Origin of the sequence: Novosphingobium sp. SG720 (genome assembly GCF_012275365.1) — a bacterium.
Classification (GTDB): Bacteria; Pseudomonadota; Alphaproteobacteria; order Sphingomonadales; family Sphingomonadaceae; genus Novosphingobium; species Novosphingobium rhizosphaerae.
On the sequence record NZ_JAAZQN010000008.1, the window covers coordinates 96,151 to 122,652 of the forward strand.

Annotated in this window: 21 protein-coding genes; 11 read left to right on the forward strand and 10 right to left on the reverse strand. The window is 62.3% G+C overall.

What is annotated here, in order from left to right:
• The first annotated feature begins 202 nt into the window (after nt 1-202).
• The 8 genes from FHW94_RS21460 to FHW94_RS21495 are packed head-to-tail and all read left to right on the forward strand — an operon-like array spanning nt 203 to nt 10,830.
• On the forward strand, nt 203-826 hold the full coding sequence (locus tag FHW94_RS21460; RefSeq protein ID WP_168557880.1) for a restriction endonuclease subunit S: 624 nt from the start codon (nt 203-205) through the stop codon (nt 824-826).
• Entirely contained in the window at nt 823-2,367 is a 1,545-nt protein-coding gene (locus tag FHW94_RS21465; RefSeq protein ID WP_168557881.1) for a type I restriction-modification system subunit M, read from the forward strand. The genes FHW94_RS21460 and FHW94_RS21465 overlap by 4 nt, the downstream gene beginning before the upstream one ends.
• Nucleotides 2,367-3,389: a virulence RhuM family protein gene (locus tag FHW94_RS21470; RefSeq protein WP_168557882.1), complete on the forward strand. Its 1,023-nt coding sequence runs from the start codon at nt 2,367-2,369 to the stop codon at nt 3,387-3,389. The genes FHW94_RS21465 and FHW94_RS21470 overlap by 1 nt, the downstream gene beginning before the upstream one ends.
• Nucleotides 3,389-4,627 (forward strand): restriction endonuclease subunit S, encoded by a 1,239-nt coding sequence (locus FHW94_RS21475; RefSeq protein WP_168557883.1) that lies wholly within the window; start codon nt 3,389-3,391, stop codon nt 4,625-4,627. The genes FHW94_RS21470 and FHW94_RS21475 overlap by 1 nt, the downstream gene beginning before the upstream one ends.
• Nucleotides 4,624-4,962 carry a hypothetical protein gene (locus FHW94_RS21480; RefSeq protein ID WP_168557884.1) on the forward strand — a complete coding sequence of 113 codons (339 nt, stop codon included), beginning with the start codon at nt 4,624-4,626 and terminating at the stop codon, nt 4,960-4,962. Before FHW94_RS21475 ends, FHW94_RS21480 begins: the two co-directional genes overlap by 4 nt.
• Entirely contained in the window at nt 4,962-6,830 is a 1,869-nt protein-coding gene (locus tag FHW94_RS21485; RefSeq protein ID WP_168557885.1) for a DUF6119 family protein, read from the forward strand. The genes FHW94_RS21480 and FHW94_RS21485 overlap by 1 nt, the downstream gene beginning before the upstream one ends.
• Nucleotides 6,830-10,108, forward strand: a complete 3,279-nt coding sequence (locus tag FHW94_RS21490) for an HsdR family type I site-specific deoxyribonuclease (RefSeq protein ID WP_168557886.1) — start codon at nt 6,830-6,832, stop codon at nt 10,106-10,108. Before FHW94_RS21485 ends, FHW94_RS21490 begins: the two co-directional genes overlap by 1 nt.
• Nucleotides 10,105-10,830, forward strand: a complete 726-nt coding sequence (locus tag FHW94_RS21495; protein ID WP_168557887.1) for a SprT family zinc-dependent metalloprotease — start codon at nt 10,105-10,107, stop codon at nt 10,828-10,830. The genes FHW94_RS21490 and FHW94_RS21495 overlap by 4 nt, the downstream gene beginning before the upstream one ends.
• A gap of 93 nt (nt 10,831-10,923) precedes the next feature.
• Here FHW94_RS21495 and rlxS read toward each other — a convergent pair whose 3' ends face one another.
• The 10 genes from rlxS to FHW94_RS21545 form a co-directional block, all read right to left on the reverse strand.
• Nucleotides 10,924-12,912 carry a relaxase/mobilization nuclease RlxS gene (rlxS, locus tag FHW94_RS21500; protein ID WP_168557913.1) on the reverse strand — a complete coding sequence of 663 codons (1,989 nt, stop codon included), beginning with the start codon at nt 12,910-12,912 and terminating at the stop codon, nt 10,924-10,926.
• A 504-nt stretch (nt 12,913-13,416) separates the two neighbouring features.
• A complete protein-coding gene (locus FHW94_RS21505) occupies nt 13,417-14,505 on the reverse strand; it encodes an IS110 family transposase (RefSeq protein WP_084584613.1) in 1,089 nt (362 codons plus the stop codon).
• Between the two features lie 217 nt (nt 14,506-14,722).
• Entirely contained in the window at nt 14,723-15,082 is a 360-nt protein-coding gene (locus tag FHW94_RS21510; RefSeq protein ID WP_168557888.1) for a hypothetical protein, read from the reverse strand.
• A gap of 321 nt (nt 15,083-15,403) precedes the next feature.
• Complete coding sequence (locus tag FHW94_RS21515; RefSeq protein WP_168557889.1) at nt 15,404-16,033, reverse strand: lytic transglycosylase domain-containing protein; 630 nt, start codon at nt 16,031-16,033, stop codon at nt 15,404-15,406.
• Nucleotides 16,021-16,575, reverse strand: coding sequence for a S26 family signal peptidase (locus tag FHW94_RS21520; RefSeq protein WP_168557890.1), 555 nt, complete (start codon nt 16,573-16,575; stop codon nt 16,021-16,023). The genes FHW94_RS21515 and FHW94_RS21520 overlap by 13 nt, the downstream gene beginning before the upstream one ends.
• 10 nt (nt 16,576-16,585) lie before the next feature.
• Nucleotides 16,586-16,810, reverse strand: a complete 225-nt coding sequence (locus FHW94_RS21525) for a helix-turn-helix domain-containing protein (protein WP_168557891.1) — start codon at nt 16,808-16,810, stop codon at nt 16,586-16,588.
• A gap of 178 nt (nt 16,811-16,988) precedes the next feature.
• Entirely contained in the window at nt 16,989-17,306 is a 318-nt protein-coding gene (locus tag FHW94_RS21530) for a DUF736 domain-containing protein (protein ID WP_168557892.1), read from the reverse strand.
• 804 nt (nt 17,307-18,110) lie between these two features.
• Nucleotides 18,111-19,979 carry a ParB N-terminal domain-containing protein gene (locus FHW94_RS21535; RefSeq protein ID WP_168557893.1) on the reverse strand — a complete coding sequence of 623 codons (1,869 nt, stop codon included), beginning with the start codon at nt 19,977-19,979 and terminating at the stop codon, nt 18,111-18,113.
• Nucleotides 19,980-20,064: 85 nt separating this feature from the next.
• Nucleotides 20,065-20,481 (reverse strand): DUF2958 domain-containing protein, encoded by a 417-nt coding sequence (locus FHW94_RS21540; RefSeq protein WP_168557894.1) that lies wholly within the window; start codon nt 20,479-20,481, stop codon nt 20,065-20,067.
• Nucleotides 20,478-21,551, reverse strand: coding sequence for a zincin-like metallopeptidase domain-containing protein (locus FHW94_RS21545; protein WP_168557895.1), 1,074 nt, complete (start codon nt 21,549-21,551; stop codon nt 20,478-20,480). The genes FHW94_RS21540 and FHW94_RS21545 overlap by 4 nt, the downstream gene beginning before the upstream one ends.
• A 478-nt stretch (nt 21,552-22,029) precedes the next feature.
• Here FHW94_RS21545 and FHW94_RS21550 point away from each other — a divergent pair, with 478 nt between their 5' ends.
• The 3 genes from FHW94_RS21550 to FHW94_RS21560 all read left to right on the forward strand — a co-directional run bounded on the left by FHW94_RS21550 (nt 22,030) and on the right by FHW94_RS21560 (nt 26,200).
• Nucleotides 22,030-23,157, forward strand: a complete 1,128-nt coding sequence (locus FHW94_RS21550) for an SMEK domain-containing protein (RefSeq protein WP_168557896.1) — start codon at nt 22,030-22,032, stop codon at nt 23,155-23,157.
• A 96-nt stretch (nt 23,158-23,253) separates the two neighbouring features.
• Nucleotides 23,254-24,048: a hypothetical protein gene (locus FHW94_RS21555; RefSeq protein WP_168557897.1), complete on the forward strand. Its 795-nt coding sequence runs from the start codon at nt 23,254-23,256 to the stop codon at nt 24,046-24,048.
• A gap of 145 nt (nt 24,049-24,193) precedes the next feature.
• A complete protein-coding gene (locus tag FHW94_RS21560) occupies nt 24,194-26,200 on the forward strand; it encodes a hypothetical protein (RefSeq protein ID WP_168557898.1) in 2,007 nt (668 codons plus the stop codon).
• Nucleotides 26,201-26,502 lie beyond the last annotated feature (302 nt).

Sequence of the window (26,502 nt, forward strand, 5' to 3'; positions counted from 1 at the left end):
TGGTCGGACGATCCGGAGCGTCTTCCTTGCAGAATGCAAAGGCCAGAAGCCGCCATTCCGACTGCTCGATGGTATCGCAGGTACGTCGCCGAGATTGCACACGATCAAACGAAGCTAGGCCGTGCGCCACATTTTCGATGCGTCAAGCGACTTAATGCAGGATGGATTGACAAACTTCGTCCACCAACTCATTACGAGTCGCATGAAGCGCTTTGATGCATATGATTCTGGTATTTTGGGTGGCTTCGCGTCAATCTCTGCGGGCTACCCTTTTCGCGGCAAGATCGACGCACTGCCGGAAGGCGGGGTCGCCGTTATACAAATGCGCAATGCCGATCCTGACACTGGGATCGATTGGAATAGGCTTTCGCGCATCGAGCTGCCACGCCCATCCACAAAAGCATTTCTTCGGCCCGACGACATCATTTTGTCCACGCGCGGTGGACGCAACTTCCCCTATTGCATCGAGGAACGCGACGAGCAGGTTGTTTGCTCGCCGCATTTCTTCGTCATTCGCGCTATGACAAGTGCGATCCTGCCCCAATTCCTGGCTTGGCAGATGATGCAGAAGCCCGCGCAAGACCACTTCGCAGCGGGCGCGACCGGCTCCTACATCCTCAATCTCAAACGCGAGGTGGTTGAGACCTTGCCAATCACGATCCCACCGCTGGCGAAGCAGCAGCACATCGTCGATTTGGAGGCGGCAATGCGCAGCGAACGTGCGATCCTCACCCAACTTATCGATAACAGAGCCGCCGAAATGGCGGCCATTGCCCGGCAGCTGCTTGCACCTGCCTTTCAGCGCTCGGAGCAGAGAACATCGTGAACGACCAGATTAAACAGGACGAAGTAAACAAGGCTGTGTGGGCCGCTTGCGATACCTTTCGCGGGACGGTCTCGGCTGACGTCTATAAGGACTATGTCCTCACCATGCTGTTCCTCAAGTACCTGTCGGACGTCTGGCAGGATCACTATGACGAGTACAAGAAGCAGTATGGCGACACGCCCGAACTGATCGCGGAGCTGATGACGAGCGAGCGTTTCGTCCTACCGGAATCTGCCAACTTCGCCACACTCTACAAGGCACGGCATGAACCGGGGAATGGCGAGCGGATCGACAAGGCGCTGCACGCCATCGAAGAAGCTAACGTCGGCAAACTGCGCGACGTATTTCAGGATATCAGCTTCAACTCCAACAAGCTGGGTGAGGAAAAGCAGAAGAACGACATCCTGCGTCACCTTTTGGAGGATTTCTCCCGTCCCGAGCTGAACATGCGCCCTTCGCGCATCGGCAACCTCGACGTGATCGGAAACGCCTACGAATTTCTGATAAAGAACTTCGCCGCCGATGCAGGGCGCAAGGCGGGCGAATTCTATACGCCGCCCGAAGTGTCCGAACTGATGGCCGAAATCATGGACATGGCTGAGGGCGAAGAGGCCTGCGACCCCACCTGCGGTTCTGGCTCGCTTCTGATGAAGTGCGGTCGCCGCGTGCAGGCCAAATTCGGAGGCTCAAAGCGGTATGCGCTTTTCGGGCAGGAATCGATCGGCAGCACCTGGGCGCTCGCCAAGATGAACATGTTCCTGCACGGCGAGGACAATCACCGCATCGAATGGGGCGACACCATCCGCAACCCCAAGCTGCTCGAAGTGGACCCTCGCCGTACAAATAATATGCTCGAACCGAGCAGGGACCGGCTGAAGCACTTCGATGTGGTCGTCGCCAATCCACCCTTCAGCCTCGACAAGTGGGGCATCGATACGGCGGAGAATGACAGGTTTGGACGCTTCCGTCGCGGTCTGCCGCCCAAGACCAAGGGTGATTACGCCTTCATCCTCCACATGATCGAGACGATGAAGCCGAAGACCGGGCGCATGGCGGTGGTCGCGCCGCATGGCGTGCTGTTCCGGGGATCGAGCGAAGGCACGATCCGTCAGAAGCTGATCCAGGAAAACCTGCTTGAAGCGGTGATCGGCCTGCCGGAGAAACTGTTTTACGGCACTGGCATTCCGGCCTGCGTCCTGATTTTCCGCAAGACGAAGACGGACGACAAGGTGCTGTTCATCGATGCCAGCCGCGAGTTCAAGGCGGGCAAGAACCAGAACCAGCTTGATGCAAACCATCTGGCGAAGATCGTCGATACCTATCGCAAGCGCGAGAGCGTCGACAAATATGCCTATCTCGCGACCCCCGAGGAGCTGGCCGAAAACGACTATAATCTCAACATCCCGCGCTATGTCGATACCTTCGAGGAAGAGGAAGAGATCGACCTGGTTGCCGTCCGCGCCGAGCGGCTCAAGCTGAAGGCCGAACTCGCGGTGCTGGAGGAGAAGATGGACGGCTACCTCAGGGAGCTTGGCTACTGATGGCGGGCGAGATCATCCAGTACCAGACGGAAGATGGCGTCACCGTCATCCGCCTTCAGGCGAGCGACGGCAGCGTCTGGCTGAGCCAGGCCGAAATGGCTGAGCTGTTCCAGACCACCAAGCAGAGCATCAGCCTGCATGTCCGGAACATTCTGGAAGAAGGCGAGCTGGAGGAAGCGGCAACTGTCAAAGAAAACTTGACAGTTCAAACCGAGGGAAAACGCAAGGTTTCCCGCCAGATTTTGCTCTACAACCTGCAAATGATCCTGGCGGTCGGCTTCCGCGTGCGGTCGCGGCGGGGCATGCAATTCCGGCGCTGGGCATCGGAGGCGCTGAGCGAATATCTGGTCAAGGGCTTCGTCATGGACGACGACCGGCTGAAGGAGCCGGACAACGACTATTTCGAAGAGCTGCTTGCCCGCATCCGCGACATCCGCGCGTCGGAAAAGCTGTTCTACAAGAAGGTGCTCGATATCTACGCCACCGCGGTGGACTATGATCCGAGGGCAGAGGCGAGTACGCAATTCTTTCAGACGGTGCAGAACAAGATGCACCACGCCGCCCACGGCCAGACGGCAGCGGAAACCAAACTGGCCCGCGCCGATGCCGCCAAGCCGATGATGGGGCTGACCAGCTGGCCCGGCGAGAAGCAGGGCCGCCTGCCGACCAAGCAGGACGCGCAGATCGCCAAGAACTATCTGCAGGATGAGGAGATGGAGACGCTGAACCGCATCACCGTCGCCTTCCTGGAATTTGCCGAAGCGATGGCGAAGAACCGCAAGCCGATGCACATGGCCGACTGGATCGCCAAGCTGGACGACTTCCTGAAGCTGGGCGATCACCCGCTGCTCGATGGCGCGGGCCGGGTCTCCGCCAAACAGGCGCAGCGCCATGTCGATGCCGAATACGACCGCTGGCACAGCCGCGCGATCAATGCGCCGAGCGCGGTCGAGCAGCATTTCATCGAGGCCACCGCCAAGGTGAAGCAGCTCGCCGCTGATAAGAAACGGGACGTAAATTGATGGCGCGGCGGATGGAGGCCCCGGAGGGCTGGAAAATCTCGCTGCTCGACAGCGTCACAAAGCGGGGGAGTGGCCACACCCCCGATAAAGAGCATCCTGAATACTGGAACGGTGGGATCAAATGGGTCTCGCTCGCCGATTCGCATCGGCTTGATGCGGGTGCGATATCGGAAACAGACAAAGAGATTTCTGAGCTTGGTATTGCCAAGTCCTCCGCTGTTGTTCACCCGTCAGGGACGGTGATTCTGTCGCGTGACGCAGGAGTAGGGAAGAGCGCCGTTCTTGATGGTGATATGGCGGTGAGCCAGCACTTTATTGCTTGGCGTTGCTCCCCGTCCCTCGGTCTTCAAAACTGGTTCCTCTACATCTGGCTCCAATTCAACAAACGCGAATTCGAACGTCAGGCTGTCGGTTCTACAATCAAGACAATTGGGCTCCCGTACTTCAAGCGCCTGCAAATCTGCTACCCGCCATACGCGGAACAGTCGGCTATCGTTAAAATCATAAGAGCGTGGGACCGCGCCATCGAGACGGTCGAAGCGCTGATCGCCAACGCCCGCGCGCAGAAGCGAGCGCTGATGCAGCAGCTTCTAAGTGGCAAGCGACGCTTGCCAGGCTTCTCCGAGCCGTGGGCATGGGCTGACTTCGCGGACGTGTTCGGCCGGGTGAAAACAAAGAACGCCGAAGGCAACACGAATGTACTCACCATCTCGGCCCAGCATGGCCTCATCAGCCAGGTTGAGTACTTCAACAAGAGCGTCGCGAGCGATGACGTCCGGGGCTACACGCTGCTCCAACGCGGCGATTTCGCCTACAACAAGAGTTATTCCGATGGCTACCCAATGGGAGCGATCAAGCCGCTCGACCGCTACGACAGCGGCATCGTCTCCAGCCTCTATATCTGCTTCCGTCTGACCCGGCGTGGCTTCGATCAGGATTTCTTCCGGCACTATTTCGAAGCAGGCCTCTTCAACCGCGAGATCGCCGCAATCGCGCAGGAAGGCGCGCGCAACCATGGCTTGCTCAATGTCAGCGTCGTAGAGTTCTTCGAGACCTCGCTTCACATCCCGCAGCCGGACGAGCAAGCCGCCATTGCGAAAGTCATCAACGCGGCAGAGGCCGAAGAGCAGGCCTACGAAGCCCAACTCACCACCCTCCGCCAGGAAAAGGCCGCGCTGATGCAGCAACTGCTCACCGGCAAACGACGGGTCAAACTCCCGGAAAGCGAGGTGGCATGATGGCAATCGCGCCCTATGGCTATGCCTATGAAAAGCTGCTGGGCGCGATGGAGATCATGGCGACCGGCAAGGGCACCCGCCCCGAACGCCTCGCGCGCGCTGGCAAGCAGTATCTGCTGCCAATCCGCAGCCCGAAGATGCACAAGCTGCCCGACGACCTCGCGGCCGCGCTGGACAGCCTTTACCGCGAACTCACTTCCGTCCCGCCGCCAACGCAATGGGACAATTCCTTCGACGCCACCGCGCAGCGCATGTCCTGGCAAAAGGCCGAGCGCCTGGCCGGGCAGCTGTTCAGCCTGTTCCTGGCGGTCGCTGAACTACGGAGGCAAGCCTGATGAGCAAATCTCGTCCCTTTTCGATCTACTTGCTGAAAGCCGGATTCGACGCGACCAACACGCTGGAAGACGATCACGAGCTTCAGCCGGCGGCAGGGGCAACTGCTCTGCCCGATGGCGGAACGCTTTTCATCCTTGATGCCGAACGCAAGCACCCGTGGTGGCGCAGCTACTTCGGGATCCAGGAAGAGCTCTGGCAGCAGTTCAAGGGCGCAATCCTCTTCCTACCCGTTGGCGATCGATGCTTCGCCCTGACATTCGGCCATGTACTGCACCACATGAGGGACGAGGCGTACGAATACGACTTCGGCCTGATCGTGACATTGAACAGTGTCGACCCTAAGGAACTGAAGAGCGCAGATATGATCGAACCTGGCCCTGCCCGCCGCAGGCGGACGCAGGTTCCGGTCTCAACCGAGCTGACCTATCTTGACTTCGATGGGGACAGCGAGATCATCAAGAGCCTGACTGGCAAGGTGAAGCCTGAATACAAGGACCTGTTCAGCAACGCGACCGGCTCAGCAAGCCTCAAGATCAGCATGAAGATTGATCCGGGCGAGCTTGCCGAGCGCTGTGCGCGTCTGCTCGCCCTCTACGACAGCGAGGATTACAAGGAGACGTTCCCCAACATCCAGAACATCGTGCCGGTTCGCGATCCTGCAGAGGTGAACCGCCTCAATCAACTCGTTCTGGAATCTGTGCGGTCCCGAGATGGCAGCACCACGCTTACGATTCCCGACATTGTCGATTATCGGGACAACACCTGCTGCATGTTTCAAGGTCCGGGCGGAACCAGCGAGGTCTATCCAGACATCTCAATGGAAGCCTTTTACGATTATCTGGGCGAAGACTTCGATCTGAACACCCTGACTATCGACCAGCTCAAATCCTATCGAATGATCCTGACCGACGTAGAGGGAGCGCCGGGTCGCACATATGGGGTCTTTCGGAGTCTCATCTTTGACGCCGAGCCGCAGGGCGAGGACGTCTTGTACCACCTTAATGAAGGGGATTGGTACAAAGCCGAGAAGAGCTTCGTCGCGAGGCTGAAGACATATCTGGATGCCAAATGCGAAGCGACTGACCTGTGCCCGTACAATCATGACGGCGTGAAGGACGGCAAAGCCATTTACAGCGAAGGCAACTACAACGCCGCCATTCCGGGCTGGCAGGGGCGCTTCATCTGCCTTGACCAAACAGACATTAGCCCTACGGGAAGCACCAATATCGAGCCTTGCGATCTCTACAGCGTACAGGCCGATGGCAGTGCCAGGTGCGGGCACCGGGCATCGTTATACCACATCAAGATTTCGACGCGTTCTTCCCATCTCAGTCACCTGTTCAATCAAGGCGTGAACTCGATCGAGCTGATCGAGCTGGAGGAGAGCTCCTGTGCGAAAATGCAGCAGCTGGTCGTCGACCGGCTGGGCGGGAACGACCAACCAACCTACCTCGCGCCCTTCGAACATTTCGATTTCAGGGTGGTGTTTGGGATCATTTCTCACAAAGACCCTGGGGGCCTTTCCGACAATCTTCCGCTCTTTTCCAAAATCAGTCTCATGCGGAATATGCAGCGCCTTGACGTGATGCGCGTACCTTGCGCGCTAGCATTCATTCCCGACGAAAGCCCGGCGAAGGGAGGCCATTCTAAGCATCAGCAGTTTCTTGTCGAAGTGCAGGACGATGCGAATGGCCATGTGGTACGTGCATTGCCCGGCCAAGGCCTGGATACGGTTGTGCCCATCAAGAGGTGTCCGAAGGCGGTTAAGGATAGTGCGGCTGGGACCCGCTATCGCATGGTCGTAAAAGTTGCCGATGATGGGAGCCTCACAACGCATTTTGGCTGGCCATACGAGTTGGCCGCGTAATGACGCCGAATACCGCCGAGCTTTACAGCTCCCATATCCCGGCCCTCGCAACGCTGGTTTCGCTAGGCTGGGATTATCTCTCGCCCGAGGCTTGCCTCGCCTCGCGCGGCGGCAACCAGGGGGTCGTGCTGCGCGCTGTGCTGGTCGAGCAACTGCGGCGGCGGACGTTCGACTACAAGGGGCGGACCTATCCGCTGTCGACCAACGCGATCGACCAGATTGTCCGCGAGCTGACTTCGCCCGCGCTCAATGAAGGGCTGATCACCGCCAACGAGAAGCTCTACAACGCCATCACGCTAGGCATTACCGTCACCGAATTTGTCGATGGCAAGAAGCACAGCGTCACCGTGCCGATCATCGACTGGGCGCACCCGCTGGCCAATAGCTTTGTTGTCAGTGATGAGATGGAGGTGCTCGCCGTGCCGGGCACCCACACGCGGCGACCCGATCTCGTCGGCTTCGTCAACGGCATCCCGCTGTTGGTAATCGAGGCCAAGCGGCCTGACAGTGGCAACCCCAACAAGTCGATGGTCGACGAGGGGATCAGCCAGACGATCCGCAACCAGGGGCAGGAGGAAATCCCGCACCTGTTCGCCTATACGCATCTGCTGCTGTCCATCGGCATGACCGATGGCCGCTATGGCACCACCAGGACCCCGCGCAAATTCTGGGCGCAATGGCGCGAGGAGGAGTTTTCCGAAGACCACTTCCGCCAGATCAAGAACGCCGCAAAGGAAATCGATCCGCGTGCGGCGATCCTGAAGAACCATGTGCGCGAAGTGCGTGACCACTTTCGGCACTTGTGGAGCGACGAGCAGGCCGTCACCGCACAGGACCGGCTGCTGATCGGCCTCTGCACGCCTGATCGTCTGCTGGAATTCGTCCGCTCTTACGTCCTGTTCGACCGAAAGGTGGACAAGATCGTCGCCCGCCATCAGCAATTTTTCGGCATCCGCGCGCTGCTTGACCAGATCAGCTGGATCAAACCCGATGGCGCGCGCGAAGGCGGGGTGATCTGGCACACCACCGGTTCGGGCAAGAGCTTCACGATGGTGATGCTGTGCAAGGCTCTGCTGCTGCATGAAAAGTTGAAGGCATGCCGTCTGGTGGTCGTGACCGACCGGCGTGATCTGGAAAAGCAGCTGGCAGGTAACTTCCTGACTGGCGGAGCTTTCGGCTCAGACATCGGCTCCAAGGATGCGGGCAAAGCCAAGGCGCAATCGGGCCGCGACCTGGCCAAGCGCATCGGCAAGGGCGCCGAGCGGATCATCTTCACGATCATCAACAAGTTCGGCAGCGCGGCTCGCCACGCCGAATGCCGCAACGACAGCGCAGACATGATCGTGCTGGTCGATGAAGGCCACCGCAGCCAGGGCGGCGAGAACCATGAGCGCATGCGCAAGGCCCTGCCAAACGCCGCCTATGTCGCGTTCACGGGCACGCCTCTGCTGAAGGACGACAAGACGGCCAACAAGTTCGGGCGGATCGTTCACGCCTACACGATGAAGGACGCCGTGTCGGACGGCACGGTAACGCCGCTGCTCTACGAGGAACGGAAACCGATCCTCGACGTGAACGAGCGCGCGATCGACAACTGGTTCGAGAAGGTAACCGCTGGCCTTTCCGATGAGCAAAGAGGCGATCTCAAGAAGAAGTTCGGGACCAAGGGCGCGGTTTATGGCTCTGGCGACCGGATTAATCTGATTGCACTCGATATCGCGACCCATTTCAAGGAAAACTTCAAGGATCTCGATCTCGGTCTAAAGGGTCAGCTGGCGACCGATTCCAAGCGCTCAGCCATCCGCTACAAGAAGGCGCTGGATGCAACCGGCCTGGTCAGCAGCGCCATCGTCATTTCCCCCCCGGATACGCGCGAAGGCCATTCGGAAGTTGATGAGGCAGAGCTGCCCGAGGTGCTGCAATGGTGGAAGGAAAACGTGCGTGGCGAGCCCGAGGATTACGAGCGCCAAGTTATCGAGGATTTCTCGACCGAGGGCCGACCCGACATCCTGATCGTGGTCGACAAGTTGCTCACTGGATTTGATGAACCGCGCAACGCTGTCCTCTATATCGACAAGAAGCTCGAACAGCACAATCTGATCCAGGCCATCGCCCGCGTGAACCGGCTGCATGAGCAAAAGAAGTACGGTTTGCTCATCGACTATCGGGGCATTCTGAAGGCGCTGGATACCGCGCTCACGGAATATCAGGACCTCGCTGAACGCACTCAGGGCGGCTTCGATCTCGACGACATTGATCAACTCTATGCCGATGTCAGTACCGAGTATAAGCGATTGCCAAGCCTCCACGCCGAGCTCTGGGCGATTTTCAGGCCGGTCAAGAACAGGGCCGATATCGAGCAGTATCGGCAGCTGCTGGTGCCACAGACTCGCGAGAGCGAGGGCGGATCACCTATCGACCTGAACCAGAAGATCAGGGAGGATTTCTACGAGGCGCTGACAGCCTACGGCATGTGTTTGAAGATCGCTCTGGGATCGCGTTCCTTCTTCGAAGACACATCGATCACCGAGGTGCAAATTGCCGAATACAAGCGCGACCTCAAGTTTTTTACCAACCTTCGCAAGATCGTGAAGCAGGACGCACAGGAAGCCGTCGATTACAGCGCCTACGAAGACCAGATCAGGAGGCTGGTCGATCGCTATGTTGTGGGTGAGGACGTGGAGAACGTGGACGGCGTTCTGATCGTCAACGAGCTTGGGAATCAACCGGCCGCCGAAACCTGGTCTCCTGAGAAAACCCGGAACGAAACCGATATCATCCGATCCAGAGTGCGCAAGACGATTGAGCAGGAATTGGCTGACGATCCCTATGCGCAGCTATTTTTTTCCGACCTTCTCAAGCGCGCCATTGCGGAGGCGTCCGCGCTGTTCGATCACCCCTACAAACAGTATGTTCTGTTCAAAGATTTGGAGGAAAAGCTCGCTGCCAAGACCATCGACGATCTGCCCAAAGGCCTCGAAGATCATCGTCACGCCAGCGCCTATTTCGGGATTATCCGGCTGGAGATGGGGGATGTGGTCGCTGAGGCGGTTGAACAAGAGGAGTTCATCCACGCAGCGCTGGATATGGAGAAGTTTGTCGAGAACGCCATCGCGGAAAATTCGCTGAATCCAGCAAACATTGAAGCGGCCATCCGTAAAGCCTTATTGCCGCGTCTCTTCGGCTTGACCGGCTTGGAGAAGGCCAAAGTCATCACCGACAAGATTGTCGAGGTCACCCGTGTCGGCCTTGCTCGTGGTAATGGCGCGAAGGCATGATTGTTCGATACGGCGATCAAGAAGTGTCGTGCCTCGTTCGACAAACCGCTGCTGTCACGGGCCGAATCCGCATCCACGTCTACCCCAACGGTGATGTGGAAATTGAAGCTCCCAAAGATAAGGAAGTAGATCACATCAGGGCGGCGGCTCAGCGACGTGCAAGATGGATTTTCCAGCATCGCAACGCAGCCATCGCCGCGCGACGAATGGCGCTACCGCGCGAATATATAAGCGGCGAAACCCACTTCTACCTTGGCCGGCGGCACAAGCTCATTATCCATGAGAGCAAATCGCAGCGCTCGGAAGTCAAACTCTTGCGAGGCAAACTCGAAGTTTCGCTACCAGTGGCGGATCGAGCCGCCGTAAGACGCAGGCTGAATGCGTGGTATAGTGATCGTGCCACCGAATATTTGAGTAAGAAAGTCGGCGAAATCTCGGAGCGGCTGAGTTGGATTAGCGCCCCACCACCGTTGAAACTTATGCGTATGAGAACGCAATGGGGAAGTTGCTCGCCCGAAGGGGTTATCTACCTGAATCCTACGCTGATAAGGGCACCACGTCACTGCATCGAATATGTTATTTTACACGAACTTTGCCACCTGATCGAACATAACCACAGCAAGCGATTTTTCGATTTGCTAACTAAGCACATGCTTGACTGGCAGAGTGCTAAAAGGGAGCTAGACTCGCTTGCCGAGTTAATCTTGGCGGAAAATGAATGATCGGCAAAGGTTCGGATCGCATCCCGACCTGTTAAACAACTGCTTTTAAGCGGATTTCACCCTACACCGCGCAAGCATGTAAACTCCATACGATCACGAAATCCCCGGCCCGGATCGGCTGCGCCCGATCGACCAGCTGATGCCGTCGCCCCTCATCAATCCCGAGACGGACTTGCCGACCTGCCGCTCCAGCACCGGGCGCCAGGGCACGAGCGTGAAATCCCGCGACCGTTCGATCAGCGCGAACCGGCCGCTGACGAGCTCCACCGACCGGCGATAGACGCCTTCGACGCGGGCACCTTCGGCAGCTTCCCGGAACGGCATCTTCAGTTCCTCGGAAAGCTCCCCCGCCACCCGCAGCAACTCGCGCCGCTGGAGCGCCGCTATCATGCCGTTCTGAAACGTTGCGCCGCCGCCTGCTTCCTCGGCAAAACCCTGCGCCACAAGCCACTGCCGACGACGCGCTTGGGCATCGCGCAGGTCGTGGCCGAACCCGGCATCCCGAATAGGAACGGGCGCGGCCGAAACCAGCTCCCGATCGATCCAGGTCGCGGCATCGGCATCGACCAGCCGATCAAGCGGTTGCGCCGACAGCATGGTGATCGCGACCGGACGGTCCCGCAGGCGCGCGGCCTCATAGGTTGCGACCCGATCTAAATGATCGGGAGCTACGATCCAGCGCCCTGACGGCTCGCGCTCGACGATCCCCGATATCCGACGCATCGCCTCCAGCCGCCGGACATGCGTCTCAGCGAAGGCCTGCGTGGCGGCCGGATCATGGCGAAGATGGGCATCTACGTCGTATCGCCCGCCATTGGCGGCGGCGACTGCGGCGATGGTCCGGTCCACCTCGCGCACCGTCGGTCTAGCCGGGTCGATCTGTACGATCGCACCACGCGGCAGGCTGGCATCGGTTTCCGTACCCCGGCCGATCGCCACGTAATGGCTGCGCCCGTCCACGCCGTCGACGATCAGGTAGTGGCGGTCTTCGTGCTCGTCGGCAAGCCCTCGTGCCAGCACCCGGCCGACCAGCGGGCGGGCATCTGGCGCGGCAGGATCGTAGATCGCCTGGTCGGCCGGTGCACGCGCAATCGCGGGACGGGAAAATTCGCGCTGCATCGTGCGGATGATGTCGCCGCGCTCGCCCAGGTGCCGAAGCGTATCGGCGAGGTCGGGGGCGAGCCGGAAGCGGCCGGCGCCCAGCGGCTCGGCCAGACCCAGGCGCGACAGCTTCGCCAGCCGGCCCGCGCGCAGCGTCTGGTCGAAGGCGTCGCGCCCCTTGGTCGCGACCACCCGCTCGGCATCCGCCCCCTTGAGCAAGGCCCGGTCGATCGAGGTCAGCCGCTCCTGCTCGACTTCCGCCCGCAGCGACTGCTGGATCTCGCGGCTCGTGCGCGGCCCCAGGTCGAGATCGACCAGTTCAGCGGCGCGTTCGCGAATGCCGGTCGTCAGATAGTCGCGGGCGATGACGAGATCGGCACCGGACATGTCCTTCCCGCGCACGACGATATGGGTGTGCGGGTGGCCGGTGTTGAAATGGTCGACCGCGACCCAGTCGAGCTTCGTCCCGAGATCCTCTTCAAGTCGGCCCATCAGCCGGCGGGTCAGGGGTTTCAGATCGTCATATTGATCGCCATCCTCGGGCGAGACGATGAAGCGAAACTGGTGGCGATCGCTAGCCCCTCGCTCGCCGAACGCCTTGCCGTCGGCCGTATCGGTATCGCGCCCGTAGAGCGTGCCGCGTTCGCCCTCGCGTGTCGTGCCGTCGCGCTGGAGATAGCGCAAGTGCGCGGCCGCGGCCGACACCCCCTTGCCGGCGAGCTTGACGATGCTGGCCTTGACCACGACGCGACGGCCGTTTGCCGCAGCATGACCGCCGCGGCTGGCGAGCAGTCGTCCAACGCCCGCGCCGCGCCCGACCCGGGTGCCCGAGAACGCTCCCCGCGCGAGACCCGGCGCCGCCATGCCGCCGCGTGCAAGATTGGCGGCGGCGAGGACGCGGCCGAGATAGCCGCGGGCGGGCCTGCCGCCCTGCTGGCGCTGGCGTCCAAGGATGGGCAAGAAGCTGTTGTCGTCGGCCATCATCGTGATTCCCGAGGCGTGGAGGGGCAAGCATGATCCCCAGCGCCCCCCATGAAAACCGGTGCCGGCAAACATGGCGGAATGCCGACCTTTGGGCATGGAACGGCACTGGTGCCGAGAAGGCAGTGCCGGCAACAGCTCCAAAAAACGATGTGCAGGCAAAGGCTTATGGTAACGCAGTGCCATGGCTTTATCTTGCCTTCTTAATTGGGCTCTTCCTGGTCGCCTTTTCTACCATCGTCGCTCTCCTATCACGGTCTGCTGAGTCGGCCCAGCGAGTCGGGATTCGAGGTCTGGTACGCGGTGCATTCTTCCGTGCTCATCGACGGCGGGTTTCAGCGGCCCGCGGGCAGCTGCGGCGTCGTCGCGGCACATGTCGCTATCGGAGTAACGGGGCATCATCACAGGCATTCCGGCGTGGTCCAGCGATGCCGGCCACAGGCAAGATAACGTGCTTCCCGTCTTCATCGTCTGTACCATTCCTCATCCGCTCGCGCGGATCTCCTATGTGCGGGCGTAGCTCAGGCGCTTGGCTTTCGCCGCGATCCAGATGGCGGTTTCCTTCTCGGTCGCTTGCGGATCGCCGATGTAAAACGTGCCGTCACGCCACATCGCATGCATCACAACCGCCAGCTTGCGCGCCACCGCGACGCGCGCCTTGGCATGGCATTTTGTCTTCGCCAGACCGAGGCCCCAGGTCTTGATCGTGTCGGCGCCCTTGAAGCGCGTCAGCATCGCCGACGCGGCCTCGTAGAGCGCGCGCCGGACGTCCGGATCGCCCGCCTTGCTGATCCGCCCCTTCACATCGATCGAGGTGCCCGACTGCCATCGTTTCGAAGTCAGGCCGAAGTATGCGGCCACGTCGCGCGACCGTTTGAAGCGCATCGGATCGTCGATCGCGGTGACAAAACTAAGCGCGGTCACCGGCCCAACGCCCGGGATCGCCATGAAGCGGCGGCAAAGATCGTCGGCCATGGCGAGCTGGACGACGAGTTTGTTGAGGACGAGATATTCGGTCCACAAAGCCGACCGCGCGCGCAACATGCATTCGATCAGGCCGACCGTCATCGCGTCGCCCTCGACCGCATCGCGCACGGCCTGATCGAAGCCGCCGCGACCGACTTTCCCGAGCCGGATGCCGAACGCCTTGAGCGAGTGGCGGACAGTGTTCTCGAGATCGAGAAACTTGCGTTTCAGATTGCGGCGCTGGACCAGCAACAGCCGTATCCGATAGCAGTTTTCGGTCTTGATATGCGCCTGGCGGAACCAGCCCGTGCGCATGATATGGGCCAGACCGAGCGCGTCTTTCGCGTCGGTTTTGTTGCGCTGCGCGCTCATCGCCGCGCGGACGTGGCGGGTCTCGAGACAAACTGCTGGGACACCAGCCGCGAGCAGTTCGGGGTGCAGCCAGGGTGATAGCGCGCCGGCCTCGTGGCCGGCCCTGCGCAGGCGCCCGGCAAAAGGTTTGAGTGCGCCGGCGATGGTCGCCGGGTCGGTTGCGACCGACACCTCCAGCACCGTTTCGCCAGCGTCGGTCACCACGCAGATCGCGGTCTCATCGATCGACACATCCAGTCCGGCAAAATACTCCATCGCTCGCCTCCTGCGGTTTCTGCCCGCAGGAACGCTCGCACGCCGCACCCTCGCTTGCCCAATTACAGCGGCATTACGCCGCCCACCCGTTTGGACTGCTGCTGGCGCCTATCTCCACTATCTTGCTACCCGCCCATGTCGTCCAAGCCGAGGCAAAAAGAAGCCGGGACGAAGGTGCCTGTTTGGCACCCTGTCCCGGCGTTTCCGATGGCCCCGATCAATGGGTCGCCGCAAAGGCTTCGCGGGCCTGGCGTTCGTTTTTGAAGCTGCGTCGCCCCATCAATCCGTGCGGGTTGCCATCGCCATCGATGATGCACACCGCGACGAACCAGCGGCCATCCAGCCGCCCGACGATCGCCATCCGATCGAGCTCGAAATCCTCCTCCTCGTTGCTTTCATACGCCCCGAGCCAGCGCTCCGACGCCCGCGCATCCCACAGGAAATCGCTCTCTTCGGCGTCCAGGAACCGTGCGGCAAGCGCCTCGCCCGCGCCCCGTCCAAACTCGATCTCGAGCCCGGCCACGAGCGTTGCCATCACGCGGTCCGACGCTGCACCGATGGGTTGAAACATGGTCATGATCGCCTCCTTCGCTTGAAGTCCCCATCATCGAGGACAGACCTCCGAAGACGGGTGGCGGAGCGGCTGTCAGGGCCGCTGGAGGCGAAGCCGGAAGCGCCGCGTACGCGGCGGCGGAGGAACCGATTTTGTTGCGCTGAAAACAAACAGACTTGCGTGCGCAGCACGCTCCGTCTCGCGGCAAAATTGGAGGGGCCGCCGGCCTTGCACAGCCGCTCCGCCACCCGTCATGCTGGGCCTTGCCGAGACGAGCCCCTCCACTGCCCACCGGTGCGCCGCGCCCTTTCGGCAGGGCGCATTCGATGCTGCCGGATAGTCTGGTCAGCGGGGTGCGCGAACCGCGAAAAGCGTGTCCGCTGGCGTGTCCGACGCCCGCGATGGCGAAGGACCGGGGGCCGTGTGGCTGATCCGGAGCACGACGAACAATGCTGGCGGCGACCGCTGTGGGAGGGATGGCGCTGGACTCGAATGGGTGCCCGACACCTGCGCGACATAGGCCTGCGTCTCGGCTGGCAGTGCACGACCCGTTGCGAGATGGGCGGCATACCGGCCGGGGCCGGCGTTGTAGGCGGCGAACAGCCCAGGATAGCCAAACCGGTCATACATCGCGCGCAGATAGGCCGTGCCTGCCAGGATATTGTCGCGGGGATCATGCGGATTGGCGCCCAGGCCGTGCGCTGCGCGCAGCGTCGCCCAGGTTGCCGGCATCACCTGCATCAGCCCCATTGCGCCCGCCCTTGAGATGATCGGGCGTCCGTCGCGCATCGTCTGGCCGCCACTTTCGGCGCGCATCACCCGCTCGATCCAGGCGACCGGCACGCTGAACCGCGCGGACGCCTCTAAGATCTCGGCGCGCCAGCGGGATACCGGATCGACGTCTGGCGGGCGGGCTATGGAGGAGGTCGCGACCAGGCATGCGGCGGCGAACGCGAGCGGCTTCAGCGGACCCATAAAGGTGTCGCCCTGCCGATGACATCGTGCGCCAATGTCGGTCCGAAATAGCGCCCGTCGAACGAGTCCGGCGTCTCGGTCATGAGCAGGAAGATCATGCCAGGCCCGAGCCGTGCGCACCCTTGCCAGGCTGGCAGCGGAAGGCCTTCGGCATCAGCGGCGCGGCGCCTGGCGAGCGGCTTTCCGTTGACCATCACCACCTTTCCGACACCGCAGATCGTATCTCCAGCGATCGCGGTCACGCGCTTCACCAGCGGCACGCCCGACGGCAGATAGCGGCGGCGCGCGGCCAGTTGCCGCGCTTCGGGCGGCGGCCACGCGATCACCATATCGCCGCGTTTGGGCGCCGCTCCGGGCGATACGGCATAGAGGCCAATGGGCGCGCTGGCGCTCGCATTCCAGACCAGCCGGGGCAGCGGCGGCAGCAAAATCGTGAGGCCGAGGCAGGCGATTCCGCCACCCAGAATCACGGCGCGACGACGCAGCTTCGTACGGCGTGCGCGGGCGGCGCGCAGCGCGTCACCCCAGGCGAACAGCGGCATGTCGCGGCGCTCAACCACGGTCGCCGCCGCGCGCGCGGGCTGCCGACCACGCTTCGATATCGTCGATATGATAGCGCCAGGTTCGGCCGTGCAGTCGGCATTTCGGCCCGGTTCCCGCATGGCGCAGGCGCTTCAGCGTCGAATAGGCGAGGCCGAGATGAAAGGCCGCCTGCTTGGCGGTGAGGAAGGGGCAGATTTCGCGTGCAGCTTGCGCGCGGTCGGCGGTGTCGTCCATGATTCCAGTCCATCCGCGCCAGCGCACCGTGCGCCGGCTGATGCGTGCGGATTGGATCGATCCGGCCGTCTTTGGCAGGGTCGCAAATCGACCCCTGCGATTCCGCCCCCCAATCGCCACCAGTGTTTTCAGGTCGTTGGCGATGCCCCGCGCCCTCGGCGAGCGCGGGGCGGTTCGCTCAATCGGCCGGATTCCAGATGATTGCGAAGGCATCCTCGTCTTGGCCCGCAGCGCGGCCGAGATTCGCGTAGAGCCGGCGCGGCCCGAATTCGGGTGCGGCGAGCGACAGCGACACATAGTCGCGGCCAGACATTTCGCCGCGCCGGATCCAGCCGGCCCCGACCTCGACGCCGGATGCCGACACGCGGTAGTCAGGCTGGGTGTCGCCGGATTTGCGGGCGTTGGGAATGATCTCGATGTCGGTGCGGATCGAGAGCGTCTTGAGCTGGCCCTTGAAGCCTTCTCCGTTGCGGGTGACATAACCGATGGCGGGCATTGTTCGTCTCCTGAAAAGTCGCCCCGAACCGTTTCCGGGCGATAGGCGGACCGGGGGGACGGTCACGGCGGGCCTGCGAACCGGCAGGCCGAAGCGACAGCGGAGGACCGGAGCCGGAGGCTTATTTGAAGCGCAGCGATCGCGAGGAGCCCGTAGCCTTGGGGCCCCCGCGCGGCATGCCGCGTGGGGTGGGCGCGGGCGGGGAAATAAGCCGCAGGGCGATGGTTTCGCGGGGTTGCGGCCGTCCCAGGTCATGCGCCCGAGGAGCCGAAAACGGTGCGGGACACGGCGGTAGTGACGACGACAATGCCGCTGGTTCATTCCCCGCGATGAATGGGTCGTGGACTGCGCGGACAGGCCGCCGCACTATCGGATCGACCGTCCACACGTACGTTCGTCGATACCACCGACATTCCCGCCGTTGGGCTGACGACGACAGGACAGGCGTTCCGGTTCGATGCAAAAGGCGATAGCGGCCAGGACCATGTCGAGGTCCATCTTCCGCCTGACCGTGGGCTGGGCCGAGCTCCCGCTGGCCGTTGCAGGCGTGCGTTGGAAGGGACACGACGAGGATACCTTTCGCCGTCCCAGTTGGTGGGCAAACCCTGTGCCTGAAGTAGAGCGACGAGATCGGGCAGCGGGGATCGAGGTCAAGCGCCGCTAATGATAATGCCCGCGGATACACGGTCAGCCATGATGGCCTCCCTTTCCCGCGCGCCCGAGCCCCTCGGGGCGAGGGCGCGCGGCCGAATTTTCAAGGATGGAGGAGGTGCGGGCGGCGGTTTCCCTACCGCCCGCGAGGGATCAGGCGGCGAGACGGTCGGCCTCTTCGTCGAGCCCCGGTAGCGCCATCCCCGCGCCGGGCGCGGTCGGATCAGGCTCGTCGTCGCTCGGGTGGAGCCGCACGATCTCCCGCGCCGCCTGCGCCTTGGCATGAGCCGCGACCGTGCCGACGCCGCCGCGCGCCGTATAGGCATCGGGCGGGAACGCCATCCAACGCGGCACCCAATGCGCGCGCCGTTCGCGCCCGCCCACGCCGTCGAGATGATCGCGGACGATGCGTTTCAGGGTCTTGGTCTTCTCTTGCCGGTTAGCGCTGGCCACGTTTTCGCCTGCAACCTCGGCGACGATCCGGGTCGATACCTCCCGGTCGCGAATCAGTTCGAAAAAGACATCGTCGGCCTGCCAGTAGCGGGCCATATCGACGCCGATCTCGATGCCCACCGCCTCGACGGCGGCACTGCCGCTGGCGAGGGTTTCGCCCATGACGATGGCGATCACGTCCATGACAACCATGTCGGGAAGGTCGAGCAGGCGCTGGAACACGCCGACGACACCATAACCATCGCAGTTTCCGCCGGTAACGGTCGGCTCCTCGGGCGAGAAGCCGAGCACCGCCAACACCGCGCGGCGATGTTCGTCGAAGTCCGCCTCGGCTTTGCTGTTGTCGATACTCTCGCGCACCGCGTCGCTGCGGGCGGTCTGCGGCTCGGGAGTGATCCGCCACAGGTGCGAACCGGCGATGGCGTGGGCAACCATCAACCGCAGCGCGACCCTCGGATGAACGAGCATCGCCGCGCGGACGGCGGCATGACGATGCAGGTCGATATAGGTCTGCATCGTCGATGTCACCTCTGGGCGGGCCTGTTTCTGACCGGTCCCGGCGCCATTGTCCGACCCTTCCGCCTTGGCGAGTCGCGCGGCCTCCTTGCGGCTGATATAGCCCTCGTGGACGATCACCTCGCCACTGGCGCGCACGTCGAGATAGACGCGCCCGCCCTTGCGCTTGCCCGCCTTCTCATATTCCCATGTCGAGAAATGGTCGGACGGCGGCACGATGATCGCATCGGCCCAGCCCTGCTCGACATAGGCGGCGCGCTTCGCCTCGATGGCAGCATTCTGCGCGGTCCAGAAGGCATCGGCATCGGCGACATAACGGTCGTCGCCGAACAGGTCGGCGACGGTCGCAAGCCCGCTCGCCTCGATGTCGAACAGCGCGTGGCGTGCCGGGATCGACTGCCCGCCGAAGAGCCATGCCTTCAATTGATGGCCGGTCGGGACATAGCTGTCGGGATCGTCGGCGAGCGCCAGCCATGCCTTTTGCTGGCTCTTCGACGCCATCGTCAGATGGCGCACGGTGGCCGCGTCGATCTCTTCCCGGCGGTAAAGGTCGCGGATGGCGGGGAGCAGGTTGCCGAGCGCGAGCACGCGGCGGACGGCAAGGTCGGGCAGGCCGAACGTGACGGCGATGTCTTCAAGCCTGCGGCCTTCCTTGACCAGCCGGGTGAAGGTTTCCCACTGCGTCACCTCGTCGGGGTCGAGCCGCGCCAGATTTTCGATCAGCGAGGCTTCGACGGCGGCGGCATCGTCGCCCGCATCGAGGATCGCGCAGGGCAGCAACGCCGTTTCGGCATCGGCAGCGCCGTCCCTGGCCGCGCGGCGTTCCTCGGCGACGATCTTCGCGGCGTGGAAGCGGCGGCTTCCGGCGATGATTTCATAACCGCCATCTTCACCCTTGGGGGGCGCGCAATGCGCGCGGACGATGACCGGCTGGAGGACGCCACGGCTGCGCACGGTCGGCAGGATGTCGGAGACATCGGGCGCCTTCCTGCCATGGCGCATGTTGGCCTTGCTCACGACGAGCTTGTCGAGGGGGATGAATTCGAGTTTCATGTCAGCACTCCTTGTGAGTGCCGGTCCGTCGATCTTTCCGGGTGGGCGGACCGGCTTTGCGAAAGGCGGCGGAACGCGCCGCGCGTCATCCGCCGTTCCCCTCTTCGGGATCGGTCGGAAGCTCGGGACCCGGCGCTGATTCGATGCGCCAGAGGATCGATTGGGCCTCTCGGATCGAACCGGCGCGGCGCGCGGTGTCGGCCCAGACCGACAGACTGGTGCTGGTCGAAAAGCCGATGTCGCGCTCGATGGTCAGGCCGAACGGCAAATGGAGCCGCGCGATCTCGCCGAGCGAGAAATAGCCGAGTTCAGGACAGCCGAACCCCAGATCGGCGAGGCCGAACAGCGTATCGCCATCGTCCAGCAGCTCGGTCGCGAGCCAGGTTGCCGCGCCTATGGGCGAGAACAATTTGACGACCGGCGCAGGGTCATGATCGGTTTCGGCGGAGCGCTCGGCGTTCCTGCGCAGTGCCGCGTGAAGTTCGGGGGTGAGCACGATCATGCCGCGAGCCTCCCGTCCTGCGGGGTGGGGCGTTCGCCAGTGTCGCCTCGGGTTGCCTCGGCCCGAGCTGCCTCCGCCTGCGTGGCGGCGTGCCGCGCCAGCAGCCAATCGGCGGCCTTGCTGGCGGCACTCGCCGCGCGGAAGATCGCGCGGTTATCCTCGCGCAGCACGTCCAGCCAACTGCCGAGATAGTCGGCGTGGCGGACGGTTGGGGTGATGCCGAGAGCGGCGCAGAGAAAAGCCGAGCCCATTTCGGCTATTAATTCCTCGCGGGCATAGTCTTTCGATCCGAATCTATTGGCGAGATTGCGGTTCAAGCGCGTGGGGTGGCCAGTGCCGTGACAAAGTTCGTGCAGGCAGGTTCGGTAATAGTTGACCTGTTCGAAAAAGGCCGGCTGCGGCGGCACCTGCACGTAATCCTGCGCTGGCACGTAGAAAGCGCGGTTGCCGCCGACGCGGAAATCGATGCCGCTCGCCGCAATCACTTCCTCGGCGACGGGGACGATCTGCCGTTCGGGCAAGGGGGCCGGATCGGGCGCAAGGCCCGGGCGCAGTCCCTCGCACTGCGCGACGTTGAACACGGTAAAGCGCTTCAGGAATGGAATGGTCTTGGCGTCGCCGCCGGTTTCGGCGGCCCGCGCCTTTTCGGCTTCGGGGGTGAAACGGTCGGCATAGACGACGGTCGTGCCGCGCTCGCCCTTGCGGACGCAGCCCCCTGCCTCCAGCGCTTGGCGGAAGGTCAGCCACGCTTGCGAGGGATAGCCATGCTCGATCACCGCGCCCCACAGGATCAGCACATTGACGCCAGAGTAATGGCGCGCGGTCAGTGCATTGCGCGGCAGGCCGGGGCTGATCGCGCCGCCGTCGCCATCGGGCTGTCCCCAAGGTTGCACCCATGGGAAGCGGCCCGCCTCCAGTTCGGCGATGATCCGCCCCGTCACCTCGTCATAGAGGCTGGCGCGGGCGGTCTCGGGTTTCGCTGGGAAAGCGCTCGGGTTTGGGGTTCCCGCGCTGGAAGCCTCGGGTTTCCGGCCCTTGTCACGCGCGCGGGCGTTCGGGGAGACAAGCATCGTTCACCTCCTGCACCGCCCCAAAAACCACCATGGCCTCCCCGAAAAGCGGGGGTGGGCGGCAAGATGCGACCGGAAAGGTCCGCGCCAAGCGGCACCGGCACCCAAGTCCGGGGGACCCGTCGCCCTCGCGACGGGGTGGCGAAGGGCCGCAACGCCAGTGAAGGAGCCGGGCGCAGCCCGGCTTGCCGGGGCCGCGAGCGGGCCTAGCAGGGAGCGCCGCCCACCCGCGCTAGCCCGGGAGAGGCCCACCAACAGCGCCGCCGCATGCGCGGCGACCGCACATCCCGGCGGCGAAGCCGCCGCCAGCAAAGGATCGCACCCCGGCCGGCACGGGCGGATCACACGGCTCGTTTCGCTCTCGTGCAGCGGGCCCCTTTTTTGCTTCACCGAAAGATTGCCGGGCGCGCGGGGTGGCCATCGATTGTTTTGCCCCTATCATGTCCGTCCACAGTCAAAATGGGGCGGAGCATAAGCAGTGTCGAGCAGGGGTGTCTTTATCGGACAGATCATCGATGATCTGGATGCTATTTCCCATCAGGTGAAGCGTCGGTGTGAACTGGGGCAGACCGACCTGAACAGTGTCTTGGAGAATTTCTTCCTCGAAATTCTCAACCTGACGCTCGACGCCGCTCTGGTGAATTTGAACAAGAAGCGTTCGAACGAGCCGGGCCTCGATCTCGGTGACAGCACTAGCAAGCGCAAAATCGCCTTCCAGATCACCTCGCGGTCCGATCCCGCCAAGGTCAAAGACACCCTCACCAAGATCAAGAAAGCCCAGCTTGCCGCCTATCAGGAGTTCTTCATCCTCGTGATCGGCGAGCGCCGAAAGAGCTATACCATCGATCCTGCGCTTTCCGCGAAATGCCACGGTTTCGCCGAGGCGAATATCATTGGCATCACCGACCTGTGCCGGATGGTTATGGAGACCAAGATCGATACGATCCGGGCGATCCAGCAGAAGCTTCAGCAGGAGCGTCGTGAAATCCGCATCGAACTCGAGCCCGAGATTGAAGGTACATTCGAGACCGATACCGCCGATCTGGTCGAGCGCCGACCGAGCATTACGCGGTCGGATGGCACGCTGTTCTATGCTAGCGACGCAACGGGCGGATTGTTCGAATCGGCCGCAGAGGCGGCCGAGGCGCTCGACGGCTTCATCGACCGGCTTGCGCCGCTGCCGCGCCTGTCGCGCGGTATGCTCGGCTGGATCATGGACGAGAGCGAGCATCGCTACGGCTTCAGCGAGAAGCATGAGATCAATGCCGACCTCGTCCAGCGCAAATATCCGGACACACAGGATCTGCTGGTCGACACCCGACTGCTGAAATCCTGGGGTTTCCTTGGCTACGAGGATCAGCAGGACGGGGAGTCGCCAACGTTCTGGTTCCGCTTTCCCGGCACCGATCACAGCTATTTCGCTGACGCCTTCATGAACTTCGTGAAGGAGCAGGACTTGAAAGTCTCCAGCCTCTTTCAGACCATGAACTTCTCCCCCTTCGGGCCACCCCCTGCGGCCGATGCGCCTGCGCCTGTGCCGGTAAAACCGGCGGTACGACGGCGTGTCCGCCTCTCGGGCGCCCAGAGGGCGCAGCGCGGCCGCTGATCGGCAATGGTACCGTGAGGTACACCAACATCTGGTACCATTAGCGCCGCCAGGCGCTTTTGCCCAATCCTCCTCCCTTTCGACGGACTTTGCGCCATGGCTTCGCTTACCGACCTCGGCCTGCAGCTCAGGCTTCAGCGCAATCGCTTACTGGACCAGGATGCGTTCGCTGCTGAGGAGCTGATCGTCGAACAGGAGCCGATGCCGCTCCCAGAGACCGATCAGGCGTTTGATCATGAGAAGCGGAAGGCGGGCCAGCTGGTCGATGCCCTCGATCGCGCATTGCGCGACGAGAATTGGTCGCCACCAGCGGCGGCGCTCGGCATCGATGGTGTCGGCGGCGGCTATTTCTATGGGCTGATCCCGCAGCGCGCGCCGATGCGGGAGATCGTTCGGGGGTTCGTTCAGCCCGTGCGCTATCTACCGCTGGTCGAGCGTGTCCCCGATCGCGTCGCCCTCTACCTTCGCTTCATGCTGCCCGGTGGCGACGACGGCCTCGAGCGGGAGGAGCATGGAGGCGTCAAATGGCACTTCCACTATATCGATGCGCGGCACCGGCGTTCGGACGTCATCCTGAGCTTCGACACGCGCTGGAAGATCGTGGAGTCGGCCAAGGGGAGCGATCTGCTGCGCCCGCTGTTCGTCGAGCGCCATGCCGAGGGCAAGGCCAAGTTCACCGCGCATCCCGGGCGGTGGGAAAACGAAAAGCGCACCAGCATGTACGAGATCTGCTCGCGTGATCTGCACAAGGGTATCGAGCATTTCCGCTGCGCCAAGAATGGCTCGGACGCTGTCTGGCCGCGCGACGCCACCCTGACGCCCCATCCGTCCAGCCTGCCGAATACCGGCACGCCGGCGGGCAGTGGGAAGGGGAAGAAGAAGCGCAGGTGAGGGCACATCGCGGCGGTGCCGGTACCGGCGCTCTACTCGCCTTCGGCTCCCGGACCACTCGCTGCACGGAGTGCCGACGCTTCGCGGCGTCCTTGGGTGTCAATTGGTGTTGGCGGCGAGGTCGGCGCACGTGTAGCCCTTACGTATGCTCACGACCGCCCAACTTCGTTGCCCCGTTTTTGACCGACTCACCGGCCGCCTCCAGCCGCCGCTGAAACATCCGACATCTCTCGAATTCGACCCGAAAATTTGGGTCGCAACGATTGCCGATGACATGCTTGGAGAGCGGGACGCGGATCTGGTTCGCGCCGCGATCTACATAGGAGGTTTCCTCGAAAGCGTCCGAAGCGAGCTGCTCGATGGCCTTTTCGACGGCCTCTCGGGAGACCAGCGCGTCGTGTTCGCGGTCGCAAACGCCAATCGCGCTTGGAACATCTTCCGTTGGAAGGTGAACCTGGCGCTGCCCAACGGCGGAGACGAGATGACATACATTTCCACCATCGGGTTGGAGGGGATACCGGTCGGTCCCAACGGGACGCTCATGGACCCGAATCATGCGAACAATGCCGTCGTCGACGCGCTTCCTTACTGGCTTGACCAGGCGACCGAACCAGACGGTGGGGACAAGGCGCTCGACCTCGATGACATGCGGCTTCTTATGGCACGCGGTCATATGACCGCCAACTTCCTGCAAACTTTCCGCGCCTTCTGGCAGCAGATTTTGTGGGAGCCATGGGGTTTCGATTACAACGAGGCAGCGGCCGTCATGACACCGCGCGCGCGCGATGATCTCGCCAGATGGCGTGCCTGGGAATGGCGCGATCAGATCCTCGCGGCACAATCCTCTCTCTTGAGCCGTAACCTCGAGAAAGACCTTGCGGGATTGGAACTTGCCTTGCCCCTAACGGCGTGTGCGATCGAACCGGACGGGATTGAAGTTTGCGCGCCGGACGCCATCACAGCGGCCATGCATCGCTCGGCGCTCGAAAACTTGCGCAAAAGCTACGCGGCTCCATTTCTCGAAGAGCCCGTGGGTGCGGACCCGCGGATGACGCCCATCCTACTCGAGAAGGCGGTGTGCGTGCTACAGGATCTGGTAGGATTGAGGCTGCCCCGCGATATCGATCCCGCCGCGAAAGATCTGGACGATCCGCGCGATTTCGCCTGTGCATTTCCACGGACGCACCTCTTGGATTTCCTGTCGGCTGCGCTCGCAATCGATCCCGCTCTCGCCGAACTCTGCCTCGACTATTTAACCGCCGATCCATTTGGTAATCTCAACCCGCTGTTCAACACTGGGCTTTGGCACAAACCGTTGGTGAGATCGCGTGACGGAACGATGGTGATGATCGTCGCGGGTGCGCTCGTCTGGGGCTCATCGACGAGGCGTCTCGATCGCTGGCTTCAGGATGCTTACGGTGATGCCGACCTGTCGAAGACACCGGCGGGATTGCGCTTTGAAGCCGCTCTTCGCCAGGCTTTGGAAGAAGCGGTGGGCCGCAATCCGCTTCTGATCGGCATTCCTACTGGCGTTGCCAGCATAGCCCAAGGCGAGGCCCGTGAGGAAGTCGACGTGCTGGTACGCATCGGCTCGACGATCTTGGTCTGCGAGGTGAAGTGCCTCGTGGCACCTTCCGAGCCTATCGATCGCAACAACCACATTCGAAAGCTCGAGCGCGCCTGCCATCAGGCTTCAAGAAAGGCAAAATGGCTCGCCGACAATCGCAATGAGCTCGACGCGCGGCTCGGAGACGGCGCTGGCGCGGGCCGCATTCAACCTCTCGTCGTCCTCAATCAGAGCAATGGCGTCGAATGGGAATATGAGGGCTGCCCGATTACTGACATGCGTTTTTTGGAGCTTTTGCTTGCCTCCGGCCAGATGGCCATTGGCGGGGCTCTTTTCGGCGAGCCGGGCAAGCTGCCGGTGCTCGTTCAACGCACGCTATATGCGACGGCAGCTGAACTCGAGGAGGCGATTCAGACCGTCTTCCTGGCGATGCCGGGCATGGATCCGTTTCGCCACAGCGTCAGTTGGGGCGACAATGTTCTGTCGTTGCCTAACGGTCACTCGTTTATCGCACAGACATCAAAGCGCGATGGTGACGCATATATTGAGCAGATGAATAAACTGATGGGCATCGCAAGGCGGTAAGCGACCCGGGTCGGTCGAACGAGCAAATGTCGGCTCCTAGCAGAAGCCGAGATGTTGGGACCGGGAAGGGAACGACGGCTTCGTCCCAAACTTTGCCAGAAAGGCAAAGGCAGATTCGCAAGAATTCCGACTGACAATTGCCTGCGCCATTCCATCAGCAATCGACCTTTGAAGTACCGAATCTATCAGGGCCTTGGCCGCATCAAGGTAAGCGATGTGCTCAGGCCACGGCGGTCCAGGGCATGAGCTCTCCGACGGCGTTGGCTGGATGTCCGTTGGCGAGTTTGGCGAGGGTCTCTGCC